Here is a 15,302-nt window from a genome sequence, read left to right as displayed (position 1 = left end):
GCAGAAGGCTGAGCGGCATGACAACCCTTGTTCCCACCCCCGTACGGGCGCGCCGGCTCGCCGTGTCCTCGGTCGCGATAGGCACCTTCACCATCGTGACCAGCGAGATGCTTCCTGTAGGCCTGCTGACCTCGATCGCCTCCGACCTCGGCGTGTCCCCCGGCACGGCCGGGCTGATGATGTCCGCGCCCGGGCTGGTCGCCGCCGTCTCCGCGCCCGTGCTGGCGATCGCCACGCGCCGGCTCGACCGGCGGGCCGTGCTGCTGGGGCTGATGGCGCTGCTGGCGGTGGCCAATCTGGCGGGCGCGCTGGCGCCCGGCTATCCGGTCATGCTGGCCGCCCGGCTGCTGACCGGCGTGAGCATCGGCGGGTTCTGGGCGTTCGCGGCGGGTCTCGGCGCGCGGCTGGCGCCGGAGCGGCACGTCGGGCGGGCCACGTCGATCATCTTGGCCGGGGTGTCGGTGGCGTCGGTGCTGGGAGTGCCCGCGGCGACGTTCGTCTCGTCGTTCGCGGGGTGGCGGGCGGCGTTCGCCGCGATGGGCGTGCTGGCCCTGGCCCTGGTCGCGCTCCTGGCCACGACGCTGCCGCCGCTGCCCGGCGAGGCTCCCGCCCGCAGGGGCGCGCTTCGGCTCTCCGGGCCGCTCAAGGTCGTCCTCGTGCTGACCGTCCTGATCGTGTCCGGCCACTTCGCGGCCTACACCTACGTCCGGCCGTTCCTGGAGCAGGTCTCGCACGCCGGTCCCGGGCTCGTCGGCACGGCCCTGCTCCTGTACGGCGCCGCGGGCGTGCTCGGCAACTTCGCCGCCGGCGCCAGGGCGGCCAGGAACCCCAAGCCGGTCCTGATCACCCTGGCCGCCCTGATGGCCCTGGCCACCGCGGCGCTGCCGCTGATCGGCCTGCCGCTGGCCGTACTCGTGGTGTGGGGGCTCGGCTACGGCGGCGTGGGGGTGACCCTGCAGCTGTGGATCATGCGGGAGGGCGGCGGCGAGCTGGGCACAGCGCTGTTCGTCGGCGCGTTCAACGTGTCCATCGCGCTCGGCTCGCTGGCCGGCGGGCGGATCGTGGACGGCGTGTCGATCTCCGCCGTGATGTGGCTGGGAGCGGTGCTCAGTGTGCTGGCCGCGGCCGTCGCTGGCATCTGGGGCAGGAGTAGGACGACCGGTTCATGAACGCCTCACGCCTGATCGAGGTGCCGCAGCGGGAGCACGGCAGGTCGCGGCGGCCGTATACCTCCAGGGAGCGGTCGAAGTAGCCGCTCTCACCGTTGACGTTCACATAGAGGCTGTCGAACGACGTGCCGCCCTGATGGAGCGCCGCGGCCATGACCGTGCGCACGGCGGCGAGCAGCTCGGTGATCTTGGGGCGTGTGAGCGTATGGGTGGGCCGGGCCCAGTGCAGCTTGGCGATCCACAGCGCCTCGTCGGCGTAGATGTTGCCGACGCCGCTGATCAGCGACTGGTCGAGCAGCGCCCGCTTGATCTCGGTGTGCCTGGCCCTGAGCCTGCGGGCGAACTCGGGCCCGTCGAATGCCGCCTCGAACGGGTCGGGGGCGATGTGGGAGATCGGCTCGGGCACGCCGCCCGCCAAGGAGGTGAGCATGACGTGCCCGAACGTACGCTGGTCGACGAAGCGCAGGTCGGCGCCGCCGTCCTCGAAACGGAGGCGGACCCGCAGATGCTTCTCCGGCGGCGCGTCCTGGTCCACCAGGAGCAGCTGGCCGCTCATCCCCAGGTGGGCCAGGAGGGCCTCCTGGGCACCCGACAGCGGGAGCCACAGGTACTTGCCGCGGCGCTCGGCGGACAGCACCGTGCGGCCCTTGAGCCGCGCGGTGAACTCGTCGGCCCCGGGCACGTGACGCCTGATGGCACGGGGGTGCAGCACCTCCGCCGCGGCGATCTCACGGCCGACGACCCACTGTGCGAGGCCGCGCCTGACGACCTCGACCTCCGGCAGCTCCGGCACCTGGACCTCGCCCTCTGCGCGTGTGGGGTGGCTCAGCCCGTGGGCTGGCTCTCGCGCTGGTTCTCGCGCTGCTCGCGGCGGGCCCTGATGCGGGTCCACGCCGCCTCGGCCGCCTGCTGCTCGGCCTCCTTCTTGCTGCGCCCGGTGCCCGAGCCGTAGGACTCACCGCCGACCCGCACCATCGCCGTGAACGACTTGGCGTGGTCGGGGCCGCTCTCCTCGACGTGGTATTCGGGCACGCCGAGCGCCTCGGAGGCGGTCAGCTCCTGAAGCGAGGTCTTCCAGTCGAGCCCGGCGCCGAGCGAGGCCGAGCGGACGATCAGCGGGTCGAACAGCAGGTGCACCACCCGGAACGCCTCGTCGAGCCCCTTGTCGACGTAGACCGCGCCGATCAGGGCCTCGAGGGTGTCGGCCAGGATGGAGGACTTGTCGCGGCCTCCGGTGCCCTCCTCGCCCCTGCCGAGCCGCAGGAACCGGCCCAGACCCAGGTTGCGGGCCACGTCGGCCAGTGCGCGCATGTTGACCACGGCGGCACGCAGCTTCGCGAGCTGGCCCTCTGGCAGATCGGGGTGGTTGCGGTAGAGGGTGTCGGTGACGACCAGACCCAGCACCGAGTCCCCGAGGAACTCCAGGCGCTCGTTGGTGGGCAGGCCACCGTTCTCGTACGCGTAGGAGCGGTGCGTCAGCGCCCGCTCGAGAATGTCGGGGTCGAGACCGACCGCCAGGACCCGATCCAGCTCGTCTTTGGCGACCTCCACGGCCACCGGCTTAGGACCTGCGCCCACGTGCTTCCTCCTCGGACATCTTCACACGGCGCGCCGGCTGCGGAAGATGCCCGAAAACGTGGTGGGCGTCGGGGTAATGCATAGCCCCGGCGTCCACCACGGCCGCGGGCGAACCGCCGCCGCACGCATCTGAGACGGTAACGCCGACCGAGGCACAATGGCACCCGGTCGGCATCACGTCAATATCAGGCGGACGGCTCGATGACCTGACGACGGTTGTAGGTGCCGCAGGTGGGGCACGCGATGTGCGGCTGCTTGGGCGAACGGCACTGCGGGCAGCTCACCAGGGCGACAGCAGTCGTCTTCCACTGGGAGCGACGGGCGCGGGTGTTGCTCCGCGACATCTTTCGCTTCGGGACGGCCACGTCACTTCTCCTGATCGTTATCTTTGTCGGAAACCAGACCTTGCAACGACGCCCAGCGGGCGTCGATCTTCTCGTGCCGGTGATCTTCGCCGGCCTCGGCCAGCTTGATCCCGCATTCCGTGCAGAGCCCCGCGCAGTCCTCGCGGCACACCGGGCTCAACGGCAGTGCGAGCACCACCGCGTCGCGGAACGTCGGCTCGAGGTCGAGCAGCTCTCCGTCGAGCAGCGAATCATCCTCCGAGGCGTCCTCGTTGGAGTAGAAGAACAGCTCCTGCAGGTCGACCTCGATTTCCGAGGTGACGGGGTCGAGGCACCGCGAGCACTCCCCGGCGAGCGGGGCCTGCGCCGTGCCTGAGACGAGCACGCCTTCCATCACTGCTTCGAGCCGGAGGTCCAGCCCGACTTCGGCGTCCTTGGGGACACCGATCATGTCGACGCCGACATCCACCGGTGCCGGGAGGGTCAGGGTCATCTGCCGCATCGAACCTGGCCGCCTTCCCAGGTCATGCGTGGAGATGACCCAAGGTGAGCGGGGGTCGAGGTGGTGAGTCATCCTGCTCTCGCTAGGCATGGCGAAAACGATCGCCGTCGTACAAGGCCGAAATGAAAGGATAGCAGGCCTGCGGGGGGCATGCCCCCCGCATACCCCCCAAGGGCATCGAGCTTCGCTCGTTTCTCTGAACGCCGAAGCGAGCTTCGGCGTCCCCCAAGGGCATCGAGCTTCGCTCGTTACCCTGAACGCCGAAGCGAGCTTCGGCGTTCAGCCCCTGAGTCGCTCGATGAGCAGCTTGTGGACGAGATCGGGCACGAGCCCCGACACGTCCCCGCCGTACCTGGCGATCTCTTTCACCCGGCTGGAGGACAGGAACGAGTATTCGGGGTTCGTCGGCATGAACAGCGTCTCGACCCCCGACAGACGGTAGTTGAGCTGCGCCATCTGCAGCTCGTAGTCGAAGTCGCTGACCACCCTGATGCCCTTGACGATGGCGGGGATGTCGTTCTGCTTGCAGAAGTCGACCAGCAGGCCGTGGAACTTCCGCACCTTGACGTTGTCGAACTCCTTGGTCACGGTCTGCAGGATCTCAATGCGTTCATCCACCGTGAAAAGGCTGCTCTTCTCGACGTTGATGAGGACGGCCACGGTCACCTCGTCATACAGGTGGGCCGACCGGCCGATGATGTCGAGATGGCCATTGGTGATGGGGTCGAACGACCCCGGGCAGACTACGCGGCGCAAGACGCCTCCCAGGTCTACGGGTTCCCGGCGGCGCGACCGTACCAAACGGACGCTTCACCATAGCGACGGACCCTCTCCTCAACGTACCCTTCAGGCCACATCAGAGCTTTTCCCCTGCTTTCCCGCTCGAATGCCACCAACCCCTCATCAACCAGCCAGCCGTTGTCGCGCAGCAACTCCAGGACCCTGAGGACCTCGCTGTCGGACACGGCGTAGGGCGGGTCGGCGAAGACGATGTCGTACGGGGCGTCGGGGGTCTTGGCCAGGGCCCGCTCCACCTTGTCGGCCACCACGCCGGCGCCTTCCAGGCCGAGGGATTGGATATTGGCCTTGATCGTCCGGACGGCCCTGGGGTCGGATTCGACGAGCACCGCCTCGGCCGCTCCGCGCGACAGCGCCTCCAGGCCGATCGCCCCGGAGCCGGCGTACAGGTCCATGACCCGGGCGTCGCGGAGTCCGTACAGTGAATCGAGCGTCAAGAAGATCCCTTCTCGCGCCCTATCGCTGGTCGGTCTCGTGCCGCGCCCCGGCGGCACGGCCAACCGCCTGCCACCCGCGCTCCCCGCGATGATCCGAGTCATGTGCCCCATTGTTCCGCATGTTCATGCAGGTCAAGAGTGGACAAGTGTCTTCCTCGACTGCGCAAGGATGATTCACATCTGCGCCGTGGGCCCGCAAGATGGGTTCTGCGGCCTTCGAGGTGACCCACACGAAGGCCGACCGGCGTGATCGTGAGCCCTTCCGCACGCCGGTTCCCTCGGCACCTGACCCGAGGGTGGGCCCAGCCGGGGACGGCATTCGGGGGGAGGCCGTCCCCGCGGCTGGGTTTCTTTTTGTCGTCATGGACATCATTTGTTACGGCAGGGCCGAGTTGGCGCCACCCGCCGTACGTCGTCTCCGCGCCGCGTCGGGTCAGGCCTTCTCCAAGTATTCTGCGCGTTCGTCTGCCAGCAGGCGGCCGATCTCGGCGCGGAGGTCCTCGTGGGTCGTCAGGTCCGGGTCATCGGCCAGGAGGGCGGTTGCCTCCTCGCGGGCCGTGGCGATGACGTCCTCGTCACGTAGTAGCTGCAGGAGCTTCAGTGACGAGCGCTTGCCCGACTGCGCGGCACCGAGCACGTCGCCCTCCCGGCGTTGTTCCAGGTCCACGCGTGACAGTTCGAAGCCGTCCAGGGTGGCGGCCACCGCGTCCAGGCGGGCGCGGGCCGGGGTGCCCTCGGAGAAGTCGGAGACCAGGAGGCAGAGGCCGGGGAGGCCGCCGCGGCCCACGCGGCCGCGGAGTTGGTGGAGCTGGGAGACGCCGAAGCGGTCGGCGTCCATGATGATCATTACGGAGGAGTTGGGGACGTCGACGCCCACCTCGATGACCGTTGTGGCGATCAGGATGTCGAGCTCGCCCCGGGTGAAGGAGCGCATGATCCCGTCCTTCTCCTCCGGCGGCAGCTTGCCGTGCAGGGTGCCGACGCGCAGGTCGTGGAAGGGGCCCTGGGTCAGGAGCTCGGCCACGTCCAGGACCGCCAGAGGCGGCCGGCGCTCGTCGTCCGCGGCGGTGGCCGCCATGTCACCCTCGTCGCCCTCGAGATCGCCGATGCGGGGGCACACGATGTACGCCTGCCGCCCCAGCGCCACCTCTTCCCGCACCCGCTCCCAGGTGCGCTCCAGGTAGTGGGGCTTCTCCGCGGCCGGCACGACGTGCGTGGTGATGGGGGCGCGGCCGGACGGGAGCTGGGACAGCGTCGAGACCTCCAGGTCGCCGAAGACCGTCATCGCGACCGTGCGCGGGATCGGGGTGGCGGTCATGACCAGGACGTGCGGGCGCGCGTCCCCGGCCTTCTCGCGGAGTGCGTCGCGCTGCTCCACCCCGAACCGGTGCTGCTCGTCGACCACGACCAGCCCCAGGTCGGCGAACTGCACGTGCTCCTGCAGCAGAGCATGCGTGCCGACGACGATCCCCGCCGTGCCCGAGGCGGCGTCGAGCAGGGCGGAGCGCCGGGCGGCCGCGCCCATCGAGCCGGTCAGCAGCGTGACCGCGGTGCCGCCGAACATGCCGCCCTGCGCAAGGTCGCCCAGCATGGTGGTGATCGAGCGGTGGTGCTGCTGGGCGAGCACCTCGGTGGGCGCCAGCAGCGCCGCCTGGCCGCCCGCGTCGACCACCTGCAGCATCGCCCGCAGGGCCACCACCGTCTTGCCCGCGCCGACCTCGCCCTGCAGGAGCCGGTGCATCGGGTGCTCGCGCGCCAGGTCGTCGGCGATCTCCTCGCCGACCTGCGCCTGCCCCTCCGTCAGCGAGAACGGCAGCCGCTCGTCGAAGTCGGCCAGCATCCCGTCGGCGCGCCTGGGCCGGGGCTTGGCGGGCCAGGCGCTGGCCGCCTGCCGGCGCATTCCCAGAACGGCCTGCAGCACGAACGCCTCGTCGAACTTCAGCCGATTGCGTGCCCGCCCCACCTCGGCGAAGTCCTTCGGCCGGTGGATGGCCACCAGGGCCTCGGACAGCGGTTGGAGGCCGTGGCGCACCCGCAGGCCGGCGGGGAGCGGGTCTTCCAGCGGGCCGAGTGTGTCGAGCACGATGCCGACGGCGCGCCTGATCGCCCACGGAGTCAGGTCTTTGCCCGCCGGGTAGATCGGCACCGGCGCCGCCGCGAATTCCTCCGCGCTCTCCTCGCTCTCCTCGAACAGCTCGAACTCGGGATGCGTGAGCTGCCAGCGCGGCTTGGCCCGCGCCCCGAACAGCCCCACCTTGCCGGCGAACATGCCGCGCCGCCCCGGCTTGAGCCGCGACTCGGCCACGTGGGAGCCCTTGCCGAAGAACGACAGGTAGATCTTGTTGCCGTTGCCGTCGACGACCTCGACCTCCAGCCAGGTGCCGCCGCGGTTGCGCATGGGCTTGCGCATGAGCCTGGTCACCTCGCCGACCACGGTGACGTGCTCGTCGACCTCCAGCGCGTCCAGCGAGGTCAGCTCGCCACGCTCGGCGTAGCGTCGCGGATAGTGGCGCAGCAGGTCGCCGACCGTCTCCAGGCCGAGCACGCTGTGCAGCAGCTTGGCGGTCTTCGGGTCGAGCGCCTTCGTCAGGGGCTCGTCGAAACGGCTCACGGGATTAAGTTCTACCGCCTCCGGCCGACAGGAATCCCGCCGGTGCCGTACGTGTGCCGTTCGCTCTCCGCAATGTCCCGCTCACCCGACCGCGCCGGAGTCACTCCACGCCGATCAGCAGCGGGTAGCCGCCCTGCTCGCCGTCGTAGACGACCAGGTCCACGTCCGGGCGCGTACGTCTCAGGTGCTCCTCGATGTCGGCGGCGAGACGTGCCGGCGCGTCCGCGCCCGTGACCAGGGTCACCAGCTCGCCGCCGCCCGCCACCATCCTGTCCACGATCACGGTGGCCACCCGCTCCAGCGTGTCGCCGATCATCGCCACGTCACCCTCGATCAGGCCGAGCACGTCCCCGGGGCGGCACACCCCCGCGCTCGTGAACGCCTCCCTGTCGGCCACCGTGACATGTCCGTACCTCGTCTGGCCGGCCGCGTCGGTCATCGCCACCACGTCGTCGTCGAAGCGGCGCAGCGGGTCGTGCACGGCCAGCGCCGCCAGTCCCTGCACGGTCGCCTTCGTGGGCAGCACGCTCACCACGACGCCGTCCTCGCGGGCGATCTCGGCCGCGGCGGTGGCGACGGAGCCGGCGCCCTCGTCGTTCGGCAGGACGGCGACCTCGCTGCCGGCCTGCCTGATCGCGGCCAGCAGGGCGGGGATCGCAGGCCGGGTGCCGGGCGCGCGGCGTACCACGACGGCCCCGCACTCCTCGAACAGCGCCGCGATCCCGTCCCCCGCGGCGACCGCCACCACGCCCCGGCCCGCACTGCCGCGGTGGGTCCGCTCGGCCAGGTAGGTGATCCTGATCCGGTGCGGCCGCCCCGCCCGCAGCCCGGCCTCGACGGCGGGACCGGCCTCGGCCACGTGGACGTGGACGTTCCACAGCCCCTCGCCGCCGACCACGACGAGCGAGTCGCCCATGGCGTCGAGCTCCTCGCGCAGCCCGGCGACCGCGCGATCGTCGGCGTCCAGCAGATACATCACCTCGTAGCCCGCCCCGACCTCGGTCATCGGCATCACCCGCGCGGTCGGCGCGGGCACGTCGTAGTGATCGGTGTACGAGTCGGTGATCACGGCGGCCAGGGTCTCGAGCACGATCGCCGCACCGGCGCCACCCGCGTCCACGACCCCGCTGCGGGCCAGCACGTCCAGCTGGCCGGGGGTACGCCGGAGCGCCGCCCGCGCCTCCCCCGCCGCCTGCCGCGCCACCTCGTGCAGGTCCCCGTCCAGCTCCTGCACGGCCCGCGCGGCGGACTCCAGAACGCTCAGCACCGTGCCCTCGACCGGCCTGGCCACCGCCTCCCTGGCCAGCACGGCGGCCCTGAGCAGCCCGGCCCGCAGGTCGTGGCCGTCCTTCAGCACCTCGGCGAGGCCGCGCAGCGCCTGGCTGACGATCACTCCGGAGTTGCCGCGGGCCCCGACCATGGCGCCGTACGAGAGCGTCTGCCACACCACGGCCGCGTCCACGTCGTCGGGCAGCGACTCGACGGCCTCGGCCGCGGACAGCATGGTCAGGTGCAGGTTGGTGCCGGTGTCGCCGTCGGCGACCGGGAACACGTTGAGCGCGTCGATCTCCGTCCGGGCCCGGCCCAGCGCGTCGGCGGCCATGCGTGCCCAGCGGCGCACCGCGGACGGGTCGAGGATCTTCATTTGCGCTCCCCCAACCAACCGACCCCGACCGACTGCGTCCCCGACCAACCGACCCCGACCGCCTGCGTCCCCAACCAACCGACCCCGACCGACCTCCCGGCCTCCCGGCCGGCCCGAATGCGCTACCGTTGTGCGAGGAGGATATCTCCGTGCCGGGCCGAGTCCAGTGCTCGGTCCAGTGCTCCGGTTCGCGTCCAACGGCATGGATCGGATATTCTCGTCTGGCTGGCCGGTCGTCCCGGCACGCCCTCCGCCCGGAAAGCATCCGCGGACAGGGCTACATCGACTGTTTTAAGGAGCGATACCGTGGCTTCCGTCTGCGATGTCTGCCGCAAGGGCCCGACCTTCGGCAACAATGTGTCCCACTCGCACCGCCGCACCCGTCGTCGTTGGAACCCCAACATCCAGACGGTTCGCGCGGTCGTCGGCGGCACGCCGAAGAAGCTGAACGTGTGCACCTCGTGCATCAAGGCGGGCAAGGTCACCCGCTAGTTCCCACTTCCGCGAAGGCCCGCCTCCCGTTCGGGAGCAGCGGGCCTTCGTTGTGCCCGGAACCGGGTCGACGCCGCCCCATAGGGGTCAGCGCCAGCGCCAGGCGTGGTCGACCGGGCCGATGCCGGCGCCGAGCGGGAAGCCGCGGGCGATGGCGCCCGTCACGTACTCCTTCGCCTTGCCCACCGCATCCGGCATCTCGTCGCCCTGCGCGAGCCGGGCGGCGATGGCCGAGGCCAGCGTGCAGCCCGTGCCGTGGGTGTGGCGGTTGTCGAGACGTTCGGCGGCGTAGCGGTATTCGCTCGTGCCGTCCGTGAGCAGGTCCACAGGCGTGCCGGGCAGGTGGCCGCCCTTGATCAGCGCCCACGTGGGCCCCAGCTCCAGAACGGCGTCCGCCGCCCTGCGCAGCCCGTCCTCGTCCTCGACCTTGACAGAGGTGAGCTGCTCCACCTCCCACAGGTTCGGCGTCGCCACGGTGGCCACGGGGAGCAGCCGCGTCCGCATCGTCTCGACGGCCTCGGGTGCCAGCAGCGAGTCACCGTGCTTCGACACCCCGACGGGGTCGACCACCACGGGCGCGGCGTAAGAACCCAGCACGTCCGCCACGGTCTCGACCAGCACCGCTGAGGCCAGCATGCCGGTCTTGATCGCCTGGGCGCCGATGTCGCCGAGCACCGAGTCGAGCTGCGCCCGCACGGCCTCGGGCGGCAGCTCCCAGTAGCCCTGGACGCCCAGCGAGTTCTGTGCGGTCACCGCCGCGATGACGCTCATGCCGTGGACGCCCATGGCCAGCATGGTCTTCAGATCAGCCTGGATGCCCGCGCCGCCGCCGGAGTCGGAGCCGGCGACGGTAAGCACGCGAGGAGGGGTCGAAACCGTCGTCATGCCTCCCATCCAACCATTCAGCTGATGGCACACTCCCCGCCGACCATGCCGCAGGTCCCGGCCTCCTCGCCCCTGCCCGTGGCGGTGAACGAGACGTCGGCCGAGCCGCCCGCCGCCAGCGTCGCCGACAGGTCCAGGATCAGCAGGTCGCCGTCCTGCGTCCACTCCGCGCCGTCCACGTCCAGCACCCGGCCCTCGACGGGTACGGAGACCGTCGGGTTGTCCAGCGTCTCCTGGGAGGTGTTCGAGAGCGTCAGGTCGGCCGAGTAGGTGGTCAGGCGCTGGCTGATCCTCTGCCTGATGTTCACCGAGCCGCCGCTGGGCGCGGACTCGACCGTTCCCCCGCCGCCCGTCGGCGTGACGCCGACGGTCGGTACGACACCGGTGCCGCCGTCGTCCAGCGGCGAGGGGTCCTGGGTCGGCGACACCGTCACGTTGTCCTCGGTGGGCGTCTCTTCCGGCTCCTCCGTCGGCGTCGCGGACGTCTTCGCCCGGGTCGTCTTGGTCGGCTTCAGCTTGGGCGTGGGGGACGTGGTGCGGCGCGGCGCGCGGGCGGCGTACGTGGCCGTCGGCGTCGGGGTCTCGGAGGGCGTCGTCTCCTCCTCGTCCGGTGCCGGCTCCTCCTCGGGCTCGGCCTCCTCCTCCGTGGCGGGGTTGGAGCCGCCGGGGGCCGGCTGGCTGGTGGCCTGTACGGCCGCGCAGGTGTCGCCCTGACAGCTGCCGGCGCCGCTGGACGAGCTCATGAACTTGACGCCCGCCACGGTGCCGCCGAGCACGACGGCCACGGCCGCGACCGACAGCAGCGCGACCCGGGCCTTGCTGCCTCCCGAGGGGGCCGCGAGCAGCTCGTCACCGCCGCCTCGTGCGGCCTTGCGGCGGCCGCGGCGGCGCTTGGGCTCTTCCGGCTCGTCGATGCCGGAGTCGGACGACCAGCCGGAAGCCAGGAATCCGGTCTCCGCCTCCGCCCACGCCGGGGTCTGCACGGCCGTCGGCTCGCCCGCCACCTTGATGTCACCGGGCTCCGGCGGGTGGGCGGGGACGTCGAACCTGCCGGTACGGTCCGCGGGCCCATCGAAGGCACCGTCAGGCCCGTCGAAGGGTCCCGGTCTTCCGCCTGGTCCAGCGAAGGGCCCTTGCCCTCCGCCCGGTCCGTCGAAGGGGCCCTGCCCTCCGCGGGGTCCGTCGAAGGGACCGGCTCCACCGGCCGGCCCGTTGAAGGGGCCACTTCCGCCATGGGGACCGTCGAAGGGGCCGGTTCCGTTGTCGGGACCGCCGAAGGCGCCCGGATGTCCGGGGCCCGGCGCGTCGAAGCCGGGCGTGCCCGGAGGGCCGCCGAAGACGGCCGTGCGCTCGGGCGGCGCGCCGAAGAAGCCGGACCCATCGCCGGGACCCGAGCCGTCGAAGGGGCTTGGACCGTTCGAAGGGCCGGGCCCGGGCGGGAAGCCCGGCTCGTTAGGGGAGCCCGGGCCGGGGCGGTTGGGAGGCGAGTCCCAGTCCTGCGGCCGGGCGAACGCGCCCGTCGTCTCGAAAGGCCCGGCCTGCTCGCCATAAGGGCTCGGTGGCAGCGGGAAGGCGCTCCCAGTGTCGTTGGCCGGCGGGAAGGCACCCGCAGGGTCGTTGGCCGGTGGGAGGCTCCCGGCGGAGTCGGTGGGCAGCGCGAACGCCCCGGTGCTCTCGAACGGCTCGGACCGCGGCTCGCGCGGCGGCGGCTCGCCCTCTCGCCGTGGCATGGGGGCCCACTGCCCCGTTACCTCGGGCCGGTCCGGCAGCGAGGGCCAGCCTGGCGGCTCGATCTCCTCGTCAGGACCCCAAAATGCGCTGCTGCCCTCCCGTTCATCCTCGTCGTCGGATCCACCTGTGCCGTGGCGGCCCATGGCTGCCCTTTCTTCCGGTTACAGTGGCCGCCAATCTTCATAACACCTTTGCTACGCCGTTGTCACAGCAATCCCACTAGTCCTACCCTAAACCGGGCAATTTTCACGTAAATCGGGACAAGTCATCACCGAAAGTGATCCCATCCGCCTTGCCCCATCTCGCGCCCATACACCACAACGCCTTCGCCCGCGACCACCCGGCCCACTACCTGCCACGACGGCGGCAGCCGTACCTCTGAAGGGAACACCGCCGCGAGCGCGTGATCCTCGCCACCCGTGAGAACCCACTCCAGCGGATCGAGCCCCAATTCCTTTGCCGCCGCCACCACCGGTTCGCCGACCACGAACGCCTGCGGATCCAGCTCGATCCGCACCCCGCTGGCCTTGGCGACGTGGCCGAGGTCCTGCAGCAGACCGTCGCTGACGTCGAGCATCGCGCTCGCGCCCAGCTCGGCCGCGCGCGGCCCCTCCGCGTACGGGGGGCAGGGCCGCCGGTGCCCGGCCACGGCCTCCTGGAGTGCGGAGGAGTCCGCCGGCGCGCCGGCGGCGAGCAGCGCCCAGCCGGCGGCGGCGTACCCGAGCCGGCCCGCGACCGCCACAACCTGCCCCGGCGCGGCTCCCGCGCGGGTCACGGGAGGCCGCCCGCCCAGGTCGCCCAGCGCCGTCACACCGAGAACCACCAGGTCGCACCGGGTGATGTCGCCGCCGGCCACGCTCGCGCCGACCACGGCGCACTCGTCGCGGAACCCGTCGGTCAGCGCGTCCAGCCATGCCACCGGGAGGTCGGGCGGGATCCCCAGCCCGACCACGATGGACGTCGGCCTCGCGCCCATGGCGGCCACGTCGGCGAGGTTCTGGGCGGCGGCCTTGCGGCCCACGTCATAGCCGCCGGACCAGTCGCGGCGGAAGTGCCTGCCCTCGATCAGCAAATCCGTGGAAACCACCACGCGCCCGTCGGGCACACTGATCATTGCGGCGTCGTCGCCCGGGCCCAGCATTACCACCTCGCCCTGGGGAAGACGTCCGATAATACGATTTACCACACCAAATTCGCCGAGATCTCCGACTGTGATGACGCACCTCCTGACGCACACAGGGTACGGTGGCCCTTCGGCGTGATCCAATCGCCCGGGAGGACGTAATGGTGCAGGCCTACATCCTTATTCAGACCGAGGTCGGCAAGGCCGCCGCCGTGGCTCACGAGATTTCCGGGATTCCCGGCGTCACTCAGGCTGAGGACGTGACGGGTCCCTACGACGTGATCGTCCGCGCGGAGGCCCGCAACGTCGATGAGCTGGGCAAGCTCGTCGTCGCACAGATTCAGGCAGTGGAGGGGATCACACGTACGCTTACGTGTCCGATCGTCCATATCTGAAGGTAGTCGTCGCATGCGTGCCGCCGCCGTCTTGCTCGTTCTCCTAGCAGTCGCCGGTTGCGGCGGCACCGTACAGGTCGAGCCGCCCGTGCCGCAGGGCCCGGCGGTGGCGGCCTGCGACAAGCTGGCGACGCTGCTCCCCCAGACCCTCAACGGGGCGCCGCGTGGCACGTCCACGCCCGAGTCGCCGTACGTCGCGGTCTGGGGCGACGGCGTCATCGCGCTGCGCTGCGGCGTGCCGAGGCCCGCCAGGATGGCGCCGACCGACCAGCTGCAGGAGATCGACGGGGTGGGCTGGTTCGCCGATCCCGAGAAGCCCGCGTTGTTCACCGCCGTGACCGACTCCGCCTACGTGGAGGTCACGGTCGGCGGCGAGCACACGGCCGCCGAGGTGCTCGCGGACCTGTCGAAGCCGATCGGCCAGATCTCGGCGCAGCCCGGCTGAAGGCGGGCGACACTCACCGCAGGCCCGCCCGCCGGTTCATCGCAAGCTGGATGAGCCGGTCGACCAGCGCCGGATATGGCAGGCCCGAGGCGGCCCAGAGCTGCGGCGCCACCGACAGCGCCGTGAACCCCGGCATCGTGTTGATCTCGTTGAAGATCAGCTTGCCGTCGGGCGTGTAGAAGAAGTCCACCCGTGCGAGCCCCTCGCAGTCGAGCGCCTCGAACGCCCGCACGGCCATCGCCCGCAGCTCCTCGACAGTTTCGGCCGGGAGGTCGGCGGGCACGGTCAGCGACATCTGGTCGGGGTAGTACTTCGCCTCGAAGTCGAAGAACTCGTGCCCCTCCACGACCTTCACCTCGCCGGGCACCGACGCGGCGGCCGGCTCGTCGCCGAGCGACTCCAGCACCGCGCACTCGATCTCGCGCCCCGCGATCGCGGCCTCGATCAGCACCTTGGGGTCGTGCTGCCTGGCGACCTCGACGGCCTCCTCAAGCTGGGCGCGGTCGTGGGCCTTGGAGATGCCCTGCGAGGAGCCGGCCCTGGCGGGCTTGACGAACACCGGCCAGCCCAGCTCCTCCGCCTCCTTGAGCACGAGCTCGCGGTTGAGCCGCCAGTCCCGGTCGCGTACGACCACGTAGCGGCCCGTCGGCAGCCCCGCGGCGGTCATCACGGTCTTCATGTGGGCCTTGTCCATGCCGACGGCGCTGGCCAGCACGCCGGAGCCGACGTAGCGCACCCCGGCCATCTCCAGCAGCCCCTGGATCGTGCCGTCCTCGGCGAACGGCCCGTGCATCACGGGGAAGACCACGTCGACCGAGCCCAGCTCCACGGGGATGCTGCCCGGGTCGTACGCCACCAAAGAGCTGCCGCCGGAGGGCAGCGCCAGCGCCGCGCCCGAGGTGTCGACGGCCGGCAGCTCGCCGGCCTCGATGGAGTAGCGCTGGTCGGACGCGGCCAGCACCCACCTGCCGTCCTGGGCGATCCCGATGGGGATCACCTCGTACTTGCTCCTGTCGATCGCTTCCAGCACGCTGCCCGCGCCCATCAGGGACACGGCGTGCTCAGAATTGCGACCTCCGAAAACGACGGCGACGCGTGGCTTGCTCATGGTGTCCGAATCTACCGGGGTGTCCACGCCACAGCGAGC

16 protein-coding genes are annotated in these 15,302 nt (G+C 71.1%); 4 read left to right on the top strand and 12 right to left on the bottom strand.

The window, feature by feature from the left end:
- Positions 1–17 precede the first annotated feature (17 nt).
- Positions 18–1,169: an MFS transporter gene (locus EJK15_RS00585; RefSeq protein ID WP_171074022.1), complete on the top strand. Its 1,152-nt coding sequence runs from the start codon at positions 18–20 to the stop codon at positions 1,167–1,169.
- On the opposite strand, the gene mutM is transcribed toward EJK15_RS00585, so the two are convergent.
- From mutM to EJK15_RS00545, 8 genes are all read right to left on the bottom strand, one after another.
- Complete coding sequence (gene mutM, locus EJK15_RS00580) at positions 1,108–1,962, bottom strand: bifunctional DNA-formamidopyrimidine glycosylase/DNA-(apurinic or apyrimidinic site) lyase (RefSeq protein ID WP_138708333.1); 855 nt, start codon at positions 1,960–1,962, stop codon at positions 1,108–1,110. The two genes, EJK15_RS00585 and mutM, sit on opposite strands and share 62 nt — an antisense overlap.
- A 32-nt stretch (positions 1,963–1,994) precedes the next feature.
- Entirely contained in the window at positions 1,995–2,726 is a 732-nt protein-coding gene (rnc, locus tag EJK15_RS00575; RefSeq protein WP_138708385.1) for a ribonuclease III, read from the bottom strand.
- Positions 2,727–2,932: 206 nt separating this feature from the next.
- Positions 2,933–3,112, bottom strand: coding sequence for a 50S ribosomal protein L32 (rpmF, locus tag EJK15_RS00570; protein ID WP_033409409.1), 180 nt, complete (start codon positions 3,110–3,112; stop codon positions 2,933–2,935).
- Position 3,113: 1 nt separating this feature from the next.
- A complete protein-coding gene (locus EJK15_RS00565) occupies positions 3,114–3,683 on the bottom strand; it encodes a YceD family protein (RefSeq protein ID WP_138708332.1) in 570 nt (189 codons plus the stop codon).
- A 189-nt stretch (positions 3,684–3,872) separates the two neighbouring features.
- The gene (coaD, locus tag EJK15_RS00560; protein ID WP_138708331.1) at positions 3,873–4,349 is read right to left on the bottom strand and encodes a pantetheine-phosphate adenylyltransferase; all 477 of its coding nucleotides are present in this window, start codon (positions 4,347–4,349) and stop codon (positions 3,873–3,875) included.
- 14 nt (positions 4,350–4,363) lie between these two features.
- Positions 4,364–4,930, bottom strand: a complete 567-nt coding sequence (rsmD, locus tag EJK15_RS00555) for a 16S rRNA (guanine(966)-N(2))-methyltransferase RsmD (protein WP_138708330.1) — start codon at positions 4,928–4,930, stop codon at positions 4,364–4,366.
- Between the two features lie 331 nt (positions 4,931–5,261).
- On the bottom strand, positions 5,262–7,439 hold the full coding sequence (gene recG, locus EJK15_RS00550; RefSeq protein ID WP_138708329.1) for an ATP-dependent DNA helicase RecG: 2,178 nt from the start codon (positions 7,437–7,439) through the stop codon (positions 5,262–5,264).
- A gap of 100 nt (positions 7,440–7,539) precedes the next feature.
- Entirely contained in the window at positions 7,540–9,084 is a 1,545-nt protein-coding gene (locus tag EJK15_RS00545; protein ID WP_138708328.1) for a DAK2 domain-containing protein, read from the bottom strand.
- Between the two features lie 306 nt (positions 9,085–9,390).
- Here EJK15_RS00545 and rpmB point away from each other — a divergent pair, with 306 nt between their 5' ends.
- Complete coding sequence (rpmB, locus tag EJK15_RS00540; protein ID WP_043618345.1) at positions 9,391–9,576, top strand: 50S ribosomal protein L28; 186 nt, start codon at positions 9,391–9,393, stop codon at positions 9,574–9,576.
- 87 nt (positions 9,577–9,663) lie between these two features.
- Here rpmB and thiD read toward each other — a convergent pair whose 3' ends face one another.
- From thiD to EJK15_RS00525, 3 genes are all read right to left on the bottom strand, one after another.
- Complete coding sequence (thiD, locus tag EJK15_RS00535) at positions 9,664–10,470, bottom strand: bifunctional hydroxymethylpyrimidine kinase/phosphomethylpyrimidine kinase (RefSeq protein WP_138708327.1); 807 nt, start codon at positions 10,468–10,470, stop codon at positions 9,664–9,666.
- Between the two features lie 8 nt (positions 10,471–10,478).
- A complete protein-coding gene (locus tag EJK15_RS76095) occupies positions 10,479–12,191 on the bottom strand; it encodes a hypothetical protein (protein ID WP_138708326.1) in 1,713 nt (570 codons plus the stop codon).
- 269 nt (positions 12,192–12,460) lie between these two features.
- Positions 12,461–13,429, bottom strand: coding sequence for a thiamine-phosphate kinase (locus EJK15_RS00525; RefSeq protein ID WP_138708325.1), 969 nt, complete (start codon positions 13,427–13,429; stop codon positions 12,461–12,463).
- A 47-nt stretch (positions 13,430–13,476) separates the two neighbouring features.
- Between EJK15_RS00525 and EJK15_RS00520 the strand changes: the two genes are divergently transcribed.
- Positions 13,477–13,710, top strand: a complete 234-nt coding sequence (locus EJK15_RS00520; protein WP_138708324.1) for an Lrp/AsnC family transcriptional regulator — start codon at positions 13,477–13,479, stop codon at positions 13,708–13,710.
- 13 nt (positions 13,711–13,723) lie between these two features.
- Complete coding sequence (locus EJK15_RS00515; protein ID WP_138708323.1) at positions 13,724–14,155, top strand: DUF3515 family protein; 432 nt, start codon at positions 13,724–13,726, stop codon at positions 14,153–14,155.
- A gap of 13 nt (positions 14,156–14,168) precedes the next feature.
- Here EJK15_RS00515 and EJK15_RS00510 read toward each other — a convergent pair whose 3' ends face one another.
- On the bottom strand, positions 14,169–15,263 hold the full coding sequence (locus tag EJK15_RS00510; protein WP_138708322.1) for a D-alanine--D-alanine ligase family protein: 1,095 nt from the start codon (positions 15,261–15,263) through the stop codon (positions 14,169–14,171).
- Positions 15,264–15,302: the final 39 nt, after the last annotated feature.

It is taken from the genome of Nonomuraea basaltis, assembly GCF_005893125.1.
In the GTDB taxonomy this organism is placed as follows: Bacteria; Actinomycetota; Actinomycetes; order Streptosporangiales; family Streptosporangiaceae; genus Nonomuraea; species Nonomuraea basaltis.
This window is presented reverse-complemented; position numbering and strand designations above follow the sequence as displayed.

Coding starts and splice junctions, on each gene's coding strand:
- EJK15_RS00545 (WP_138708328.1), bottom strand. CDS start 9,084: ATGAAGATCCTCGACCCGTCCGCGGTGCGCCGCTGGGCACGCATGGCC.
- EJK15_RS00565 (WP_138708332.1), bottom strand. CDS start 3,683: ATGCCTAGCGAGAGCAGGATGACTCACCACCTCGACCCCCGCTCACCT.
- EJK15_RS76095 (WP_138708326.1), bottom strand. CDS start 12,191: ATGCCACGGCGAGAGGGCGAGCCGCCGCCGCGCGAGCCGCGGTCCGAG.
- EJK15_RS00510 (WP_138708322.1), bottom strand. CDS start 15,263: ATGAGCAAGCCACGCGTCGCCGTCGTTTTCGGAGGTCGCAATTCTGAG.
- rsmD (WP_138708330.1), bottom strand. CDS start 4,930: ATGACTCGGATCATCGCGGGGAGCGCGGGTGGCAGGCGGTTGGCCGTG.
- EJK15_RS00585 (WP_171074022.1), top strand. CDS start 18: ATGACAACCCTTGTTCCCACCCCCGTACGGGCGCGCCGGCTCGCCGTG.
- EJK15_RS00515 (WP_138708323.1), top strand. CDS start 13,724: ATGCGTGCCGCCGCCGTCTTGCTCGTTCTCCTAGCAGTCGCCGGTTGC.
- EJK15_RS00520 (WP_138708324.1), top strand. CDS start 13,477: ATGGTGCAGGCCTACATCCTTATTCAGACCGAGGTCGGCAAGGCCGCC.
- thiD (WP_138708327.1), bottom strand. CDS start 10,470: ATGGGAGGCATGACGACGGTTTCGACCCCTCCTCGCGTGCTTACCGTC.